13 protein-coding genes and 1 pseudogene are annotated in these 17,993 nt (G+C 30.3%); 5 read left to right on the top strand and 9 right to left on the bottom strand.

The features are described from left to right. Nucleotides 1-40: 40 nt before the first annotated feature. Both CRV02_RS08375 and CRV02_RS08380 read left to right on the top strand, forming a co-directional pair. Complete coding sequence (locus tag CRV02_RS08375; protein WP_129089952.1) at nucleotides 41-3,070, top strand: DUF748 domain-containing protein; 3,030 nt, start codon at nucleotides 41-43, stop codon at nucleotides 3,068-3,070. 92 nt (nucleotides 3,071-3,162) lie between these two features. After that, nucleotides 3,163-3,708, top strand: a complete 546-nt coding sequence (locus CRV02_RS08380; protein ID WP_129089953.1) for a hypothetical protein — start codon at nucleotides 3,163-3,165, stop codon at nucleotides 3,706-3,708. A 157-nt stretch (nucleotides 3,709-3,865) separates the two neighbouring features. Here CRV02_RS08380 and CRV02_RS08385 read toward each other — a convergent pair whose 3' ends face one another. Then, the gene (locus CRV02_RS08385; protein WP_258239071.1) at nucleotides 3,866-4,699 is read right to left on the bottom strand and encodes a mechanosensitive ion channel family protein; all 834 of its coding nucleotides are present in this window, start codon (nucleotides 4,697-4,699) and stop codon (nucleotides 3,866-3,868) included. Nucleotides 4,700-4,708: 9 nt separating this feature from the next. Next, nucleotides 4,709-6,913, bottom strand: a complete 2,205-nt coding sequence (locus tag CRV02_RS08390) for an endonuclease MutS2 (RefSeq protein WP_129089954.1) — start codon at nucleotides 6,911-6,913, stop codon at nucleotides 4,709-4,711. Between the two features lie 151 nt (nucleotides 6,914-7,064). Between CRV02_RS08390 and CRV02_RS08395 the strand changes: the two genes are divergently transcribed. From CRV02_RS08395 to CRV02_RS08405, 3 genes and pseudogenes are all read left to right on the top strand, one after another. Beyond that, nucleotides 7,065-7,448 carry a PAS domain-containing protein gene (locus CRV02_RS08395; RefSeq protein WP_129089955.1) on the top strand — a complete coding sequence of 128 codons (384 nt, stop codon included), beginning with the start codon at nucleotides 7,065-7,067 and terminating at the stop codon, nucleotides 7,446-7,448. 729 nt (nucleotides 7,449-8,177) lie between these two features. Continuing rightward, nucleotides 8,178-8,750, top strand: a pseudogene (locus CRV02_RS15135) (methyl-accepting chemotaxis protein); the annotation flags it as partial. Nucleotides 8,751-8,826: 76 nt separating this feature from the next. Then, nucleotides 8,827-9,801, top strand: a complete 975-nt coding sequence (locus CRV02_RS08405) for an aldolase catalytic domain-containing protein (protein ID WP_129089957.1) — start codon at nucleotides 8,827-8,829, stop codon at nucleotides 9,799-9,801. 369 nt (nucleotides 9,802-10,170) lie between these two features. Here CRV02_RS08405 and CRV02_RS08410 read toward each other — a convergent pair whose 3' ends face one another. The 7 genes from CRV02_RS08410 to CRV02_RS08440 are packed head-to-tail and all read right to left on the bottom strand — an operon-like array spanning nucleotide 10,171 to nucleotide 17,977. Beyond that, nucleotides 10,171-11,409, bottom strand: a complete 1,239-nt coding sequence (locus tag CRV02_RS08410) for a molybdopterin molybdotransferase MoeA (protein WP_129089958.1) — start codon at nucleotides 11,407-11,409, stop codon at nucleotides 10,171-10,173. Continuing rightward, nucleotides 11,399-12,379 (bottom strand): cysteine desulfurase, encoded by a 981-nt coding sequence (locus CRV02_RS08415; protein WP_129089959.1) that lies wholly within the window; start codon nucleotides 12,377-12,379, stop codon nucleotides 11,399-11,401. The genes CRV02_RS08410 and CRV02_RS08415 overlap by 11 nt, the downstream gene beginning before the upstream one ends. Beyond that, nucleotides 12,363-12,791: a ModE family transcriptional regulator gene (locus CRV02_RS08420; RefSeq protein WP_129089960.1), complete on the bottom strand. Its 429-nt coding sequence runs from the start codon at nucleotides 12,789-12,791 to the stop codon at nucleotides 12,363-12,365. The genes CRV02_RS08415 and CRV02_RS08420 overlap by 17 nt, the downstream gene beginning before the upstream one ends. Beyond that, nucleotides 12,784-13,614, bottom strand: coding sequence for a formate dehydrogenase accessory sulfurtransferase FdhD (gene fdhD, locus CRV02_RS08425; RefSeq protein ID WP_129085204.1), 831 nt, complete (start codon nucleotides 13,612-13,614; stop codon nucleotides 12,784-12,786). The genes CRV02_RS08420 and fdhD overlap by 8 nt, the downstream gene beginning before the upstream one ends. A 1-nt stretch (nucleotide 13,615) precedes the next feature. Then, the gene (locus CRV02_RS08430) at nucleotides 13,616-14,566 is read right to left on the bottom strand and encodes a cytochrome b/b6 domain-containing protein (protein WP_129085205.1); all 951 of its coding nucleotides are present in this window, start codon (nucleotides 14,564-14,566) and stop codon (nucleotides 13,616-13,618) included. Between the two features lie 5 nt (nucleotides 14,567-14,571). Next, nucleotides 14,572-15,165, bottom strand: a complete 594-nt coding sequence (fdh3B, locus tag CRV02_RS08435) for a formate dehydrogenase FDH3 subunit beta (protein WP_129089961.1) — start codon at nucleotides 15,163-15,165, stop codon at nucleotides 14,572-14,574. 10 nt (nucleotides 15,166-15,175) lie between these two features. After that, on the bottom strand, nucleotides 15,176-17,977 hold the full coding sequence (locus CRV02_RS08440; RefSeq protein WP_129089962.1) for a molybdopterin-dependent oxidoreductase: 2,802 nt from the start codon (nucleotides 17,975-17,977) through the stop codon (nucleotides 15,176-15,178). Nucleotides 17,978-17,993: the final 16 nt, after the last annotated feature.

Consider the following 17,993-nt stretch of genomic DNA (forward strand, 5'->3'; position numbering starts at 1 on the left):
TTTAGTTATAATAATATTGAATACATAAAAAGGCTATGCCATGAAAAAAAATAAATTAGCTTTAATACTATCATCTATATTAATCATCTACTCAATCTTAGGTTTTGTTGCTGTTCCAAAAATAGTTAAACCTATTATTATAGATAATATAAATGCAAATATTACACAAAAAGCAAGCTTAGAAAAAGTATCTTTCAATCCGTTTTTACTTACAGTATCACTGGAAAACCTAAAAATCCAAGATAAGAAAGAAACGACATTTTCTATTGATTCATTAACTATTGATTTCAATCTTTTTAGAACTATTAGTGAAAGACACCTAGCTTTCCAAGATTTACAGTTAGTTAATCCTTATATTCATGTTATTGAAAATGAAGATAAGAGTTTCAACCTAGAAAAACTAGTTAAACCAAGCGAAGAAACTACTTCAAAAGAAGAGACTCAATCAAGCGAAGCAACAGAACCAATCAAGTTTCAGATTTACAAAACAGCTATTCAAAAAGCTAAAATCAAGTTCACAAAACTACAAAAAGATAAAAAACCTTTTGTAGTAAATATCAAAGAGTTTAACTATACATTCTATGATATGGGGACTTTTAGAAATATCTTAGCTTCACATAGTTTAGATATTTTGATAAACAAACACACAAGACTAGATATAAATGGTGGACTTAGAGTTCATCCTTTCCATATGTATGGAAATGTAAAACTTTCAAGTCTTAGACCAAGTGAGTTTTTACCATATAAAGAAGAGTTATTTAACTTCAAACTAACAGATGAGACAAATATTGATTTAGCTTTTGGGTATAACGTAGATACAAAAAAAGAGTTAGATATAAAAATCAATAACTTAGACTTTGCACTTACAAACCTAAATATCATGCAAAACAAACACTCAACGGTATATTTAAAAGCCCTTAAAATACAGGACTTAAATCTTAACTACCCAGAAAATAGTTTAGATATTCAAGCTTTTACTTTAGAGCAATTAAACACAAAGATTATCAAAGATAAAAAAGAAGTTATAAATCTTACAAAGCTTGTAAATATCGAAGAAGAGAAAACTTCAAAAAAAGAAGAAGAAACAAATGCACAAACTGAAACTTCTAAGCCATGGAAAGTAAACTTAGCTAACATAAATATAAACAATACAAAAGTATTATTTGATGACCAAAAAGCTTTACTTTCAACTATGATAAAAGATATAAACCTTCAAGGGAAAAGTTTAAAAATTAACAACAAAGATATTACACTAGAAGAACTCTCTTTAAAAAATAGTTTAGATTTTAAAGATACAAAAAACAAACTTGAAGTAAGCACTCTAAACAATAGCTTCTCAGTAAGAAACATCTCTACAGATACAATAAACAATCAAATAGGCTATCTTGATTTAAAATCACAAGAGATAAAAGTATCTGACAAAAAATCAAAAACTTATATCACTACAAAAAACTTTGATATAAATATCAATGAAGTGAAAAACAAAAACCAAAATATAGAGATATCAAAAGTAAGTTTAAATAGACCAACTATTTTAATTGATGATAAAAAAACAGATAAAAAGATTTCAATAAACAAACTTCTTATTGATGTAAATAAAATCAAAAAAGCAGGTACTAAAGTTACAGTTGACAATATAAAAGTAAATGAACCAAGCTTTAGCTTTAAAGACAACAAAGCAAAAACTGACATTCAAGCAAAAGATATCAATCTATTAGTAAATAAAATAACTCATAATAACAACGAATTAAAAATTGTCTCATCTTCTATAAACAAACCTTTTATAGCAGTTACACTAGGAAAACAAGCTAAGAAAAAAGAAGAAGAGAAAAAGAAAGTTGCTAAAAAAACAGTTGCTAAAAAAGAGAAAAGCAATTTCTCATTTGATATTGGTCCAGTTAAAATCAAAAATGCTCAAATGGTATTCCAAGATAAAAACCTACCAATACCATTTAAAACAAATATATCAAAACTACATGGAGACTTTTCAAGACTTCACTCTAGTTCTTCAAAACCAACAAAACTTCAGCTAGAAGGAAAAGTTGATAAATATGGTTATACAAAAATTACAGGAACAGTAGATATAAATGATATAAAATTTTTAACTGATACAACTATTTTATTTAAAAATATTGCTATTAAAAACTTCACTCCATACTCTGGAAAGTTTGTGGGAAGAGAGATAGATAGTGGTAAATTAAACCTTGATTTAAAATACAATATTAGAAAATCAAACCTTGATGCAAAGAACTCTATTATAATCAGTGATATAAAACTTGGAAAACAAGTACAAAGTGAAGATGCAGCAAACTTACCACTTGATTTAGCAATTGCTCTTTTAGAAAATAGCGATGGTGTTATTGATTTAGAACTTCCTATTACGGGAAATGTAGATGACCCACGATTTGCTATTGCTCCAATTGTATGGAAAGTATTTACAAACTTAATAGTTAAAGCTATATCTTCACCATTTACACTATTAGCATCAGTTCTTGGAATAGAAGCAGATGAGATTAAAAGTATTGATTTTGAGTATGGAAATACTACAATTATAGCCTCAGAAAAAGAAGCCTTAGATAATATTGCAAAAATTCTTGCAAAGAAGAAAAGACTTGCTATAAATGTATCTCCATCATATCATCAGATATATGACACCCTTGCAATACAAGATAAAAAGTTTGATAAGTTCTTAGAAAAAAGAATGAAAAAAATAGTAAAAGGTGATGAATACAAAGAAGCACTTGAAGACCTTTTTGAAGAAACATTTAAAGATAAAGATTTAGATGACATAGAAGAGATGTTTGAAAAAACTGATAAAAAAGGTAAAAAATACTTTGATAACAAAGCTTATGTTGAGTATCTAAGAAAAACTCTAGCTAGTCTACAAAAAGTTTCTACAAATGAGCTTGAAACATTAGCTAAAACAAGAAGTCAAAATATTTTAGACTATCTAATCAAAGAGAAAAAAGTAGAAAAAAATGCAATTGTAATTGATGAAAAAATCAATGTGCAAATCGATGAAAAAGATAAATGGTCAACATTTAACCTAAGTGTATCAGTAAAAAAGTAAAATTAGTTTAACTTATATATTAACTATTTTATTTACTTATAATTATTATAATAGTAATATTCTTTTAAATATAAACAAAAAGGAATATTACTATGAAAAAAACACTACTTTTAATCCTTGCTATTGCTCTATTCTTTGCTTATGGAATATATGAACAAGTTAATAAAAAAACTATCAAATCAAAAAGAGTAGCTTGCCAAGAGCAAACAACTACCTTTGAAAAAATATCAAATAAAGACAAAATCAAAGAAGCAATAAACTTATTAAAAACTCAAAATATAAAAATGACTTCGGATATTGAGTACTCTACAATTATGAAATCAGTTTTAATAAATCATTACACAAAAAAGAATCTACAAACAGATGTAGATGAAGTTCTTAGCTCATATTTCACTTCAAATAAAGATTCAAAAAAGAAACTTGAAATAGATTATTATATATATGAAAATGACAAAGAAGACAAAGGCAAAAAGAATAAAAAAGCTAAGTTATATGCTGGTTACTTAGTATTTGAGTTTAAAGTTGATGAAAAGCAAGTATATAAGATTCAGACTGATTATATGAAAGAAGATGGAAATGACATAAAACAAAGAATAGAATGTGTATTTAAATCATTCATTTCTTTGAATCATTATTAGGTGGACCTTCATGAAAAATCATCCAGAAACTATGTGGAAGAACTGAAACAATACCTGTTATAAATAAAATTGTAAATAAAAATTCAACAAACATATCTGACTCCTAATAGTATATATTAGGAATTATAGTCAGATAAAGTATCAGAAAAGTAATATTTTATTTTTGATGTAAATATACATCTCTTATAGGGAAAGGAATCTCAATAGAGTTTTTCTTTAGAGTCTCAAAAATAGCAAAGTTTACTTTGTATTGTGTCTCAAAATAGTTGTTTGTTTTTGCCCAATATCTATACTCAACATTTACAGAAGAGTCACCAAACTCTTTTATACCAACTTGAGGTTTAGCTTCTTTAGAGATAAACTCATCAAACTTATTTAACTCATTTAAAATCAAAGAGATAGTTTTATCCATATCACTATCATAGGCAACACCAATTGTTGCTTCTACAATTCTATAATCAAAAGAGTTAACAATAACCTCTCCAATAATATATTTGTTTGGAACTGTTATTTGTTCACCATCTTCTGTTAAAAGTACTGTATAACCTAGTTTTATCTCTTCTACAACTCCAAATACATCTTGTACTGTAATCGTATTTCCTACAATAAAAGGTCTAGTGATAATAATAGAAAGCCCTGCTCCATAGTTTGATAGTGTTCCTTGTAAAGCAAGTCCTGCACCAAGTGAAGCAGCACCGATACCAGCAATAAATGGAGTTAAAGTAATACCTAGCTTTCCAACTGCAATTATCACTGCACCAATTATAATTGCAAATCTAACAGCATTTACAATAAACTTTGTAAGAGTTACATCTAAATTATTTTTATCACAAAGTCTTTGTACAGCTTCTGATACTTTTTTACCTATGTAAAACCCGAGTATTAAGATGATTATAGCACCAAGAATTTGGAAACTATAATTCATAAAAAACTCGATTAAAAGATTATATACCTTTTGTATTGATTGGATTTCTTGTTCCATTTGTTCCATACTTTTCCCTTATAGTTTTATAACTTTTGCACCAAAACCACCGCTACTTGGGTGTGCATCTTCATATGCTTTTACTTTTGGATGTTTGTCAAGATATTTTTTAGTAGCAGCTGCTAATTTTCCAGTACCAATACCATGGTAAACTAAAACTTCATCAAAACCAGCAATTAAAGAATCAGAAATAAACTTATCTAAGTTTTCTAAAGCTTCTTCTACTCTTTGTCCATGTAAATCTAGTTTTACATGACCAGAATCTGGTTTTTGAACTGTAACTGTTGCTTTTGGTTTTTGTTTTATTTTAGGAGGATTTCCACTTCTTGAAAGGTCAACTAATGGAACTTGAAGTCTCATTCCCATCTCATTTTCAATAAAGGCTCTTTTACCTTTAATTGAAATAATAACACCTTTTGAGTTTCTATATTTAACTCTATCACCTTCTTTTAAATTCTCCTCAACGTCTTTTACTTTTTCAGTTTTGATTTGTGAAGCTTTTTCATGGGCTGTATTTAAGTGTCTATGTCCCTCTTTAGAGATTTTTGCTTTGATTGCTTTTTTAGCTTCATCCCTTGCATCTCTATACTCTTTGTGAAGTTTTGATTTTTCCATGAAGATATGATTATCTAAACTCTCTTTTGTATCTTTTAGATTTCTATTTAATCTTTCATGCTCTTTTATCTCTTCATCTAGTTTCGCAATCTTTTGTTTAAACTCAATTTCTAGGGCTGAACTTCTTTCAATAAGCTCATTTAATCTATCTTTATCTTCCCCATAAACTTGCTTAGCTCTTTTGATTACATTATGAGGAATACCATATCTACTTGCTGTTTCAAAGGCATATGATTTTCCAATAGTTCCTTGTAAGAACTCATAAGTTGGTTTTTGGTTTTCTTCATCATAAAGTGCGGCTATTAACTCAACATTTTCATTTGAAGCCATAAGAGCTGCAAGTCTTTTATGGTGAGTTGTAATAATAATCTTCATATCTTTTTGAATTAAATCTTCAATTATCACTTTAAACAGACTTGCTGCTTCATCTGAGTCTGTTCCAAGCTCGATTTCATCAACTCCAACAATTGCACCTTTGCTAGAAAATAGTTTAGAAAACTCTACCATTCTTCCTGCAAAAGTTGAGATATCATTTTTTACACTTTGAGGGTCATCTAAAACTGCTTGAATTGACTTGAAGTTTCCAATTTCTGTCTCATGGTGAGCATTATAAGGAAGTAAATATTTAGATAAAAATACTGCACTTAAAATGGATTTTAACATCATAGTTTTACCACCGGCATTTACACCTGTAATCATAACAACTGATTTACTAAAATCAATAGAAATAGGTTTTGGTTCATGAAGTGCAGGATGCTTAAACTCTACAAGTCTATTTTTACCTTTTTTATTTGGTAAGATAAAGTTTTTATCGCCTATTTTTGCGAAGTGCAGTCTTGCTTGATAGTGGTCAAACCTATCAAACTCTTTGTTAATAAACTTTAAAAACAATAAATGCTTTTCAAAAGTTGAAGTGATTTGTTTACAAAGTTTTAATAAAATCTCTTCTTGTTTATTCTGTAAATCATTTTGTTTTTGTTTTAAACTACTTACACTATGAGGTAATACATAAAAGAATCCAGAGTTTGAACGGTCTAAAACCTGTGCTTTTAAAACATGATTAAACCCTCCTCTTACAAGTAAACACTCTTCACCATTTATATAATGAACTTGAGAATCAACCATATAAGATCTAATCTTACTTGAATTTATTGTTTTATAAAGGTTTTGTTTTATCTCTTGCTTATTTTGTTTTATTGCTTCAACAACTCTATCATAGTCTTCATCTATTCCATGTTTTAACTTTGCTTTTTCATCAAAATAATCACAAACTTTTATAAGCTCAGAAGGAATAATAATTTTTTCTACCCACTCTTCTAACTTACCTTCAAAGGAGAACTTTTTTAGATATAAAAAGTAATTAATAATTTTTATAAATTCGTATATTTCATAAGATTTTAAAATACCTTGTTTTTGAATATGAATTATTTGTGTATCTAAGTTTTCTACATTTTGTGGTTGTTTTATTTCATAATTTGAAAGTTCATTTATCAATCTAAAATGAAGATTGATATCACCCTCTAGCACTACAGGCTTTTGCCTTGCAAAAAGTTTTGAAAAAGAGTCTATATACTCTACTAAATCTAATTTTTTTAATATTTCATTCATAGGCGCATTATATCTTAAAAGCATTGATTATTTTATAAATAATATTTTGTTGTAATTATTTATAATTAGAAAAATTAATAACTCTACATAATAAAATTCACAGAATTGTTATTATACAATCGCGCGTTTAATTACTGGTAGGGAATAATAAATGGGACGAGAAATAACTTTAGACAAGGATACAATGATTGTGTCCGAAACTGATGAAAAAGGCATAATGATTTATGCCAACGAAGACTTCTGTAAAATCGCTGGATATACAAAAGAGGAGTTGATTGGTCAACCACATAACTATGTTAGACATAATGATATGCCTAAAGCTGCTTTTGAAGATATGTGGAAAACAATCCAAAATGGAAAAATATGGAAAGGTATTGTAAAAAACAAGACTAAAGATGGTGGATTTTATTGGGTAAATGCTACAGCTTTTCCTTCAAGAACTGCAAATGGGAAAAAAAGATATGTGTCTGTAAGAGTTAAACCAACTCCTAATGAGATAGAAAAGGCAGAAGCCCTATATAAAAGCTTAAGATAAAGGGAGTTGATGTTTTTTAAATCAAACAATACAGAAAATATAATTAATGCACTAGATCAAATAGAAGAGTTTGTAAAAGGGAATACAAATTCTATTGAACTTGATGAATTAAAAAAAGATGATAAAATTTTAAAAAAGATTCACTCTCTTGCAAACTTAATAGCGCACAAACAGGAAGAAGATGTAACTATTTATGGTGAAATCATGATTTGTGCAGAGAAACTGTCTGATGGTTTTATTGATGATAGAATTACAAAAACTACATCAAATGCAAAGCTAAACTATATTGCTAAGACTTTTAATAAGATGTCAAATAAGCTTGAAGAGTCTTTAATAGAGATTGATAAAGTATTAGATGAATACTCTAAACAAAACTTTTTAACAAGTATAAATGAAGATTTATTCCGTGGCGGAGAGTTAAAAAACTTATCAATTGGAGTAAACTACTTAAAAGATGAGATTACTAAAAATCTTATGTCAACGTATAGAACAAGTCTTGTTATGCAAAAAGAATCAAAGGTTTTACTTGAAAATAGTACTAACCTTTCTGAAGCCACATCTTCACAAGCTGCATCTTTAGAAGAAACTTCTGCTGCAATTGAAGAGATTACAAATAGAATTGTATCTACTTCACAAACAGCAAAAGAGATGTCAATTTATGGTAAAAATGTAAAAGATGAAATCAAAGAAGGTATGAACTTATCTTCACAAACAGTTCAAGCAATGGATGAGATAAATAACTCAACAAATGCTGTACATGAGGCTGTTGAGATGATTGACCAAATTGCATTTCAAACAAATATTCTTTCACTAAATGCTGCTGTTGAAGCTGCAACTGCTGGTGAAGCAGGAAAAGGTTTTGCAGTTGTTGCTGGTGAAGTTAGAAACCTAGCAGCTAGATCTGCTGAAGCTGCAAAACAGATAAAAAGTTTAGTAGAAAATGCCACAAGTAAAGCAAATGAAGGTAAAACAATTGCCGATAAGATGATTGAAGGCTATGGAATACTAAATGAAAATATCAATGAAACTACAAAACTTATTCAAGATGTAGTTGAAGCTTCTATAGAGCAAGAAAGAGGAATATCTCAAATTAACTCAACAGTTTCAAATATTGATGTTTTAACTCAAAGAAATGCAGATATTGCTGAAAATGTAAAACATATTTCACATAGTTTAAGCAAAATTGCCGATAAAAATGTAGAGAGCACAAGTCATATGCAGTTTGAAGGAAAAGATACGCTAAAGATTAGAGACTCTGTGTCACCAAAAAGTTACCAAGGCCAAGAAAGACGTCAATTTTAATGGTGCTTAATAATTTTTTTTATAACTTTAAGGTATCATTCTTGTCACATTTAATTACTAAAAATAGGGATATATTATGTTAGAAAGAAAAGGTTCTATACTTTCGGTTAGAAAAGACGTAAAAGTTTTTGACTGTACTATAAGAGATGGTGGACTAGTTAATAATTACCACTTTACTGATGATTTTGTAAAAGCTCACTACGAAATGTGTGTTGCGGCTGGAATTGACTATATGGAAATCGGTAAAAATGTATCACCAACTGTTATGAGTGAAGATGAGTATGGACCATGGAACTTCTGTAAAGAAGAGGATATTAGAAGAATTGTAGGTGAAAACAATACTAATATGAAAATTGCTACTATGGCAGATGTTGGAAGAACTATTAAAGAAGAGATTCCACCAAAATCTGAATCAGTAGTTGATATGATTAGAATTGCTACATATATTCACCAGCTTCCAGAAGCTATTGAGTTAATTGAAGATTTCCATGCAAAAGGTTATGAAACTACATGTAATATCATGGCTATTTCAAAATCATTTGATGATGAGTTAACAGAAGTTTTAACACAATTAGCTGAAACAAATGTAGATGTAATCTATATTGCAGATAGCTTTGGTTCTTTTTATCCAGAACAAATCAATAAACTAACAGACAAATATTTATCATTTGCAAAACCAGCTGGTAAAAAAGTTGGTATCCATGCGCACAATAACCTGACACTTGCATATGCAAATACTTTAGAAGCTATGATTTATGGAACTAGTTACCTTGATGTAACAGTTAGTGGATTAGGTAGAGGTGCAGGAAACTGTGCTATGGAATTATTACTTGGGTTCTTAAAAAATCCAAAATACAAATTAGCTCCTGTATTAAAATTCATTGAAGAGCATATGGTTGCTTTAGAAAAGGAGTTAGACTGGGGTCCAAGCGTACCGTACATCATTACAGGTCACTTAAATGAACACCCAAGACCAGCTATGAAAGCTAGAGATAAAGGTGATACTGAATACGTTAAATTTTATGACAAATTAACTGAAGAATACAGTTAAGATTTCATAAACGAAGAATCACATTTAACTCTTTAAAAGGCTAGTAAAACTACTAGCCTTTTTTTATGCTTCAAACTCTTTTTTAACTAACAATTCCAAGATAAAATACGTAATATAAACAAGGGTACATAACTAAGCATGACCCAAGTACAAATAAATCTTCTTTCATAAATTTATTTTACATCAATAAGATATTACAAAAGTATCATTTTATAGTGTTTTTCTATTTTTTAACTGTTAGTAAAATTCATTATAAAAAAGAGTGAACAAATAATGTCTGGCAAGCTTTGATGATGGGATTTGGTGGATTTAAAGAAGAAGAAATAGAAAAAGCAGTAACTGCTTTTTCTAAGATATGGTTTGAGTCAATTAGTTAAAAATATATGACTCTTTTTCTACTAAATTGCTATCAAACGTTATAAGATGTGCTTCTTCTCCTACTTCAAAAGAAGCTCTTTCTTCATTTGTTACAAGTAGAGCATTACTCTCATAAAGTGCTGTAATCATAGCAGCACCGTATTTATTTTCCCTTGTAACTTTAAAGTTTCCACTCTCTACTTTTCCAAGGACTATATTTACTTTTCCTTGTTTTACAGTAAATCTTTGAGTATTCATAGCAAAAGTTGTATCATGATAAAAGGCTTTACTTCCTTGTTTTTTACTAAGTACTGGCAAAATGAAAAGATATGTATTTATTAAAGCAGGAAGAGGATTTCCAGGTAAAGAGATAACTACAGTATTATCCATTTTACCCATCATAATTGGTTTTCCAGGTTTAATATTTACTCCATGAAAGGCAACTTTTAAACCATTTTCTTTGAAAGCTTGTGAAATAAAATCAGCATCTCCCATAGAGATACCACCAGTTGAAATAACTACGTCATATTTTTTAAGATTTGAAATACAATTTGAAGACTCTTCTAAATTATCAGGGATAACTCCACAATAAGAAGCTTCAAAACCTTTTTGATTTAATAAAGAGATTATTCCATATGAGTTACAGTTATAAATCTCTTCATCATCAGATGTTTCCCAAGGCTCTTTTAATTCATTTCCAGTTGAGATTACGGCAATAGAGATTTTCTTTACAACTTCTACCATTGTGATTCCTTGTGAAGCTAAAAGAGTTATATGAGAGAAATTTATAGTTTCACCCTTTGTAATTAAACTATTTCCTTCTTTTTGTTCTTCACCTTTTAGTCTTAGGTGATTTCCTTTTTTGATTTCACTTGGAATTGTTACTTTAGTTTCGCTAACATCACTACAAAGCTCTATTGGAATAATAGTATCTACATCGTCTGGAACTTTTGCACCAGTCATTATTTTGTAGCATTCATTTTCAGCTAAAGAAGCAGAACTTCCTTTATCTCCTGCAAAGATTTTACTTTTTATTGTTAAAGTTTTTCCTGCATCACTAGCTTTTACAGCAAAGCCATCCATTGCAGAGTTGTTAAAAGCAGGTAAGTTTTTAATACAAATAATATCTTTAGATAAAACTCTTCCTAATGCTTTTTCTAAAGGAATTGATTCAATTAAAGTTGAAGTATCTGCTAACTCTAAACTTTTTTTGATTGCTTCTTCTAAGCTAATAAATATTTTATTCTTCATTTAAAGCCTTAATTTGTCTATATTTTAAATAGATAGTTTTTACTATTTTTTTAACATCTATTTCTTCATTAGTTTTATAAAATGACAAACTAATAGAGTTTCTACTAGTAAGCTCATCATAACCCATCTGTTGAATTATTTGAGAGGGTTTAGAAAGTCCTAAAGAACACCCTTCTCCATTTGAAATAAAAATCTTATTTAAAGCAAGTGTTCGTATTAATTCCCTTGCTTTTATTCCTTTTAATCCAAAGTGTAAAGAGTACTCTAGTGTTTCACTTGGTTCTACAAAAAAATAGATATCATCTTTGAATAATACAATTAATTCATCTAAAAACTCTTGCTTCAAGTCATGATTAAAGTTTTGATTTTTTATTCCATCTAAAGTATATTTTACAGCAAAGGTATCAATTTGACCTATAGAAAGCTGTTCAAACTCTTCTTCATTGAAAAGTAAAACAGAAGCTGAACAAACCCCAAAAAGTTTATAAGAATCAAAATATATCACATCACTAAGAGTATCTTTATGAGCAGTTGCATTTGAGATAATTTTTGCTTTTGTTTTAGTTTTAACCTCTTCTAGTGAAGTTTTAACAAAAGTATCCATTACGTAAGAAGATAAAAAAAGAAAATCTATATCTTTATTTTCTAAATCATATAAATTTACTTTTCCATCTTTATTTAAAGAAAGCCAATGAACATTAAATCCAAGCTTCTCATATAGTTTTGCACCATCAATTAATGCTTTACTTTCACCTAAACTTACAGCAATATTTGAATTAAGTTCTAAAAAAAGACCTAAAAAGCCCTCTTTTGAAAAAGAAAAAGTTTTAAACTTTTTAAAGCCAAAGTTATCTTTATACTCTTTTGATAAATCATCAAAAAACTCATTTGGAGTAAGTGCATCTAAAGATAAAATATCTAAACAACTATCTTCTAATTTATGATATTGAAGACTATTTAGTTTTAGCAACTTTCTTACCCTTTCTTTCTCTAAAACAACCTAACTGACAATTTGTAACTTCAATGTCAGAATTTTTAACTGTAGAACCAACAGTTCTTAAACTACTATTTCTTGCTTCTTCAAAAAGAACTTTACACGCTAATTGCTTAGTTCCACTGTAGCTTTCTTTTAAGTTTTTATATACTTCAATATTTGGATCAAAGAACTTTAACTTTCCAAAAACTCCTAATTCACAATTAGTAATTCTTATTCCTAAACTCTTTGTAACAGCAGACATTTCTCTTGGCTTTTTACCAATTAATCTTGCTACTTTAAAAGCTTTAAGACATGATAGTCTTCCATCTGCATCTAAGTTTGTAAGAAGTAACTCTTTTTGTGTATTATCAAGTTGTATATTTATATTGTCATCTATACTAGACATCTACTCTTCCTGTATGAGTATAAAGGTTCATTTTTTTGTTTCTTGCAAAACCAATTAAAGTGATACCATGTTCGTTAGCACTTTTAATACCTTGGAATGTTACTGCTGCTTTAGATACAACAATTGGTATTTTATGCATAACACATTTTACAACCATTTCCATTGATAATCTTCCACTAGCATAAAGAACAGCTCTTTTAACATCTTTTCTTTCTAAACTAGCTTGTCCAATAACTTTATCAATAGCGTTATGTCTTCCAATATCTTCTGAAATATATACTGTACCATCTTCAAGCACTAATTCTGCTTTATGAACACATCCAGTATTATCAAATAATTCACTTGGTGTATTAAACTCTTTCATATGAGCTAAAATATCTTTTGCTTTTACAGTATAGTCAGTACTTACAAAGGCACAATCAAAAGTTTTCTCTGCATTTCCTGTTACACCAACACAACAACCTGAAGTTAAAGTTTTCTCTTTAAATAGGTTTTGGAAACCTTCTTCACTTACATTTGCAATAACTTCTACTTTTAAACCATCTTCACTTACATTGATTGTTTGAATATCATCTACACTATTTATAACAGCTTCACTTAATAAAAATCCAACAATATGAGCATCTTGGTTTTTGGCAATTGTCATTACTGATAAAAACTTTTCACCATTTAAAAAAAACTCTACTTTTTCTTCTCTAATAACATAATCTTCTAAAATCTCTGACCCATCTTCATAGACTCTATCAATAATCACTTCTTTACAGTATTGTGAAGAGTTTGTATGAAAAGGGCAGAAGTTTTCACTTCTGTATGGCTTAGTCATACTATTTCCCTTTTCCTTCAATATCTGCTAAAACATCTGGTGCTAATTGCTCTAAATGTTCTCTTGGATATTTTCCAGTAATAATACCTTTTAAGTTTCCTTTTATTGCTACTCCTACAGAATAAACAAAGTCCATCATGAAGAACATAATCATAACAGATGAACCAAAGTGAATATATAAAAGTAACCTCTTAAACTGAATAAATTCACCATGAGTGAATGCATCCGGATGTAAGAACCAAATTAAGAAACCACTAACTAGTAAACCTCCACCCATCATTACAAAGAAGAAATAAATAATTCTTTTCATAGGCTTATACTTACCAGGAAGGATAATCTTGTTTGTTAAACTATTTCTGAATAAAAGTTTAGCATCTTTAAATGCAATAATACTCATTAATAGCCAAATTGGAAACCATGCAATTCCAGTAACTTCATGTAATCCTCTTAAGAAAAATGCGATATCACCACCGCCAGATCTTAGTCCCCAAGTAATATTAAAACCAGTAATTATAAGAGTAATTACGATTAAAATATTTGCAATCATCACAAATCTTTGAAATAGTGAGAATACTTGAACTTCGTCATCTGGTTTAGTAATAACAGCTTCTTTTCTACCGTACTTAACATACATAAAACAAAAAATTGCAATTTCAGCAACAAATACCCACCAAATAAAAAGCTGTCTTTCATTACTTGCTCTGATTATCTCAGGAGCAAAAGCTTCATATCCTGGTCCAAAGGCTTTATTAACCATTGCTTCATAAGTAGAACTTGGTGGAGTTAAAACTCCATCCAGGTTCCCTGTAAATAGGATTGCTAACTTGTACTTAATAAAGTAGTTCCAGTCAATTACCATCAGGAACTCAATAAATACAAATCCCACTAATGATAGCCCTAGAAATGTTAAAATATATGCCTTATTTCTTTCGTAAAACGAGCTATTGTCCATTTATATTACCATCCATAAGATTCTGTTGCGATACCTTTTCCTTTGTGCGTAGCTCTATATGTTTTAATTAAAGCAACCTCGTCAGCATCACCAACAAGTAGCGCTTTAGTAGAACACATTGAAGCACACATAGGAACCTTACCTTCTGAAATTCTATTTTGACCGTATTTATGGAACTCTTCTGAAGAGTTAGTTTCTTCTGGACCACCTGCACACATAGTACATTTATCCATTTTACCTTTTGTTCCAAATGCACCGTCTTTAGGGAACTGAGGAGCTCCAAAAGGACAAGCAAATAAACAATAACCACAACCGATACAAACATCTTTATCATGTAATACAATTCCGTCTGTTCTGATATAGAAACAATCAGTAGGACAAACTTGTTGACAAGGAGCATCACTACAGTGCATACAAGCCATAGATACAGAAATCTCTTTCCCTACTACACCTTCATTTACTGTAACAACTTTTCTTCTGTTTACACCAACAGGAACTTCATGAGCCTCTTTACACGCAACTACACACCCATTACAATCAATACATAGGTTTTCATCACAATAAAATTTCATTCTTGAAAATTCTGGTTGTTTTCCCATATTTATTCTCCTATGCTCTTTCTAATCTTACTAGAGAACATTTAGTCTCTGGACAAGAAGTTTGTTGATCGTAACCATAACTTGTAACTTGGTTAGAACTCTCACCGAATGCATATGGTGCAGTCGCTGCTGGATATCTCTTACCTAAGTGTTCACCACTCCAGATACCAGAGAAGTTTTGTGGTAAGAATACAGAATTTTCATCTACTCTTAAACTGTGTACACATTTAATTTTGATTTTTCCGCCACCAGTTCCATGAACCCACATCATTTCACCATCTTTGATTCCAAGTTTTGCACCTAGTTCTGGGTGTACTTCACCGTACATTTCACCTGCAAGCTCTGCTAAGTATTTAGAAGCTCTTGTTTCAGTACCAGTTCCCATATGCTCAACAATTCTACCTGATACAATATTCACTGGATAATCATTTACCCATACTTGTGCATTTTGCTCAGATTTATATCTAACATTTGTTCTATAGTGATTCTTAATATCGTCAACTGCTGGATATTTTTTAACTAAATCAGGTCTAAATGAGTGTAATGGCTCTCTATGCTTAGGAATATTATCTCTAAAGTTCCATACAATAGTTCTAGCTCTAGCATTTCCATATGGAGCAAGTCCAGCTTGAAGTGCATATTTTACTAGGATACCACTATCATCAGTTTTCCAGTTTGTACCTTCAACTGCTTTTTTCTCTTCATCAGTTAATTTAACACCTGCTAATTCTTCAATGTTTTTATAAGTGATTTCTGCATAACCACCTTTAACTTTAGAACCAACTGGAGCAACACCATTAGCTGCTAATAAACTCTTTCCGTTTCTTTCAGTACCGAATCTAGCTCTGAATCCCATACCACCTTGTGATACTGGTAAGTTTATGTTATATAATACTGGACTTCCAGGGTGTTTTTCATCCCAACAAGGCCATGGTAAACCATAATATTCTTTAGAAACTGGTCCTTTACCTTTTAATGAAGTAGAGTTAAATAAGTGCCAATTATCAGTATGCTTTTTAATTCTTTCTGCTGTTCTACCTTGGAAACCAATAGTTTTTAAACTTCTTGCAATCTCATTAGTAGCATCTTCTGGCCATTTAAAGTTTTCACCTTTACCCATACCAGCAATAAACTCTTTATAGAATCCCATTCTCTTAGCGAAATCGAATAAGATATCGTGGTCTGTTCTTGCTTCATATAAAGGATCTACAACTTTATATCTCCATTGTGCAGTTCTTGCAGTATTTACAACTGTACCTTCAGTCTCAACTTGTGAAGCTGCTGGTAATAAGAACATATTATCATTTCTTGTAGTGATAACTGCTGCATCATTTACATAAGGATCAATAAATACAACTAAGTCTAAGTTGTCTAATGCTTCTTTTACTTTGTGCGTTTGAGTAATTGTAGAAATACCATTACCGATACAAACTAGTGCTTTTAAAGGAGCTCCACCATTGTTAGCTTCGTTCTCTTTTTCATTTACACCATGAATCCATAAAGATAAACTGTATCCTGGTTTTTCCATCATTTCTTTAGATTTGAATCTTCCTCTTAACCAGTCGTAATCTACATTCCACTGTTTAGAGAAGTATTTCCAAGAACCTTCTTTAATACCATAATATCCTGGTAATGTGTGTGATAAACAACCTAAGTCAGTAGAACCTTGTACGTTATCGTGACCTCTAAGAATGTTACATCCACCACCTGGTTTACCCATGTTACCAAGTACTAATTGTAAAATAGAACCTAATCTTGTGTTTGAAGAACCGATAGTATGTTGTGTCCATCCTTGATTCCAAATTAAAGCACCTGGATCAGCCGCTGCATATGCAGTAGTAGCTTGAATTAATACTTCTTTTGGACATCCAGTAACATCTTCTACGTGTTCAGGAGTAAACTTCTCACACTCTTCGAAGATTTCTTCCATACCATAAACTCTATCGTTAATGAATGACTTGTCAAACCAACCATTTTTCTTGATTAGTCTAATCATACCATACATAAATGCGATATCTGTACCAGTTCTGATTCTACAATAGATATCAGACTTAGCAGCAGTTTTAGTATATCTTGGATCAACAACAATAATTTTTGCCCCGTTTTGTTCTTTTGCTTTTAAAATATGTTGCATAGAAATCGGGTGGTTAGAAGCTGGATTAGCTCCGAAAATAATGATTGCTTTTGAATTTTGCATATCACCAATATGATTTGTCATAGCACCATAACCCCATGTATTTGCCACACCGGCAACTGTTGGACTATGTCAAATTCTAGCTTGGTGATCTATGTTATTCGTTCCAAACATAGCAGCAAATTTTCTAATATAGAAAGCTTGCTCATTACTTACCTTTGCAGATCCTAAAAATTGAACTGAATCAGGACCATATTTCTCTCTAAGCTCCATAAGTTTATCAGAGACTTTGCTCATTGCATCATCCCATTTTAATCTTTTCCAAGCACCGTTTACTTTTTCAATTGGATATTGTAGTCTGTTAGTTGCTCTGATTTTATCAATCATATCAGCACCTTTACAACAATGTCCCCCGTGACTAATCGGGTGGTCTTGAGCTACTTCTTGTCTAACCCATACACCATTTTGAACTTCAGCAATTACACCACATCCTACCGAGCAATGCGTACAAACTGTTTTTACAAGTTTTGAACCTGGGAATGGATTTTTAATCTCATCCTCAGTCGCATCTCTTAGTACTGTCTTAGTACTAGCAAAGGCAGAAGTTGCTGTAACAGCAGTTGCAAGTGAAGCCATCTTTAAGAAGCTTCTTCTTCCAAAGCTTTTAAGCATATTCATCTTCTTCTCCTATCTA

The organism is Arcobacter sp. CECT 8989, from assembly GCF_004116715.1.
Classification (GTDB): Bacteria; Campylobacterota; Campylobacteria; order Campylobacterales; family Arcobacteraceae; genus Halarcobacter.

What these genes read in the sequence shown, in the direction of transcription:
- CRV02_RS08395 (WP_129089955.1), top strand. Translation starts at nt 7,065, where the DNA reads ATGGGACGAGAAATAACTTTAGACAAGGATACAATGATTGTGTCCGAA.
- CRV02_RS08390 (WP_129089954.1), bottom strand. Translation starts at nt 6,913, where the DNA reads ATGAATGAAATATTAAAAAAATTAGATTTAGTAGAGTATATAGACTCT.
- CRV02_RS08380 (WP_129089953.1), top strand. Translation starts at nt 3,163, where the DNA reads ATGAAAAAAACACTACTTTTAATCCTTGCTATTGCTCTATTCTTTGCT.
- CRV02_RS08385 (WP_258239071.1), bottom strand. Translation starts at nt 4,699, where the DNA reads ATGGAACAAATGGAACAAGAAATCCAATCAATACAAAAGGTATATAAT.
- CRV02_RS08375 (WP_129089952.1), top strand. Translation starts at nt 41, where the DNA reads ATGAAAAAAAATAAATTAGCTTTAATACTATCATCTATATTAATCATC.
- CRV02_RS08405 (WP_129089957.1), top strand. Translation starts at nt 8,827, where the DNA reads ATGTTAGAAAGAAAAGGTTCTATACTTTCGGTTAGAAAAGACGTAAAA.
- fdh3B (WP_129089961.1), bottom strand. Translation starts at nt 15,165, where the DNA reads ATGGGAAAACAACCAGAATTTTCAAGAATGAAATTTTATTGTGATGAA.
- CRV02_RS08430 (WP_129085205.1), bottom strand. Translation starts at nt 14,566, where the DNA reads ATGGACAATAGCTCGTTTTACGAAAGAAATAAGGCATATATTTTAACA.
- CRV02_RS08410 (WP_129089958.1), bottom strand. Translation starts at nt 11,409, where the DNA reads ATGAAGAATAAAATATTTATTAGCTTAGAAGAAGCAATCAAAAAAAGT.
- CRV02_RS08420 (WP_129089960.1), bottom strand. Translation starts at nt 12,791, where the DNA reads ATGTCTAGTATAGATGACAATATAAATATACAACTTGATAATACACAA.
- fdhD (WP_129085204.1), bottom strand. Translation starts at nt 13,614, where the DNA reads ATGACTAAGCCATACAGAAGTGAAAACTTCTGCCCTTTTCATACAAAC.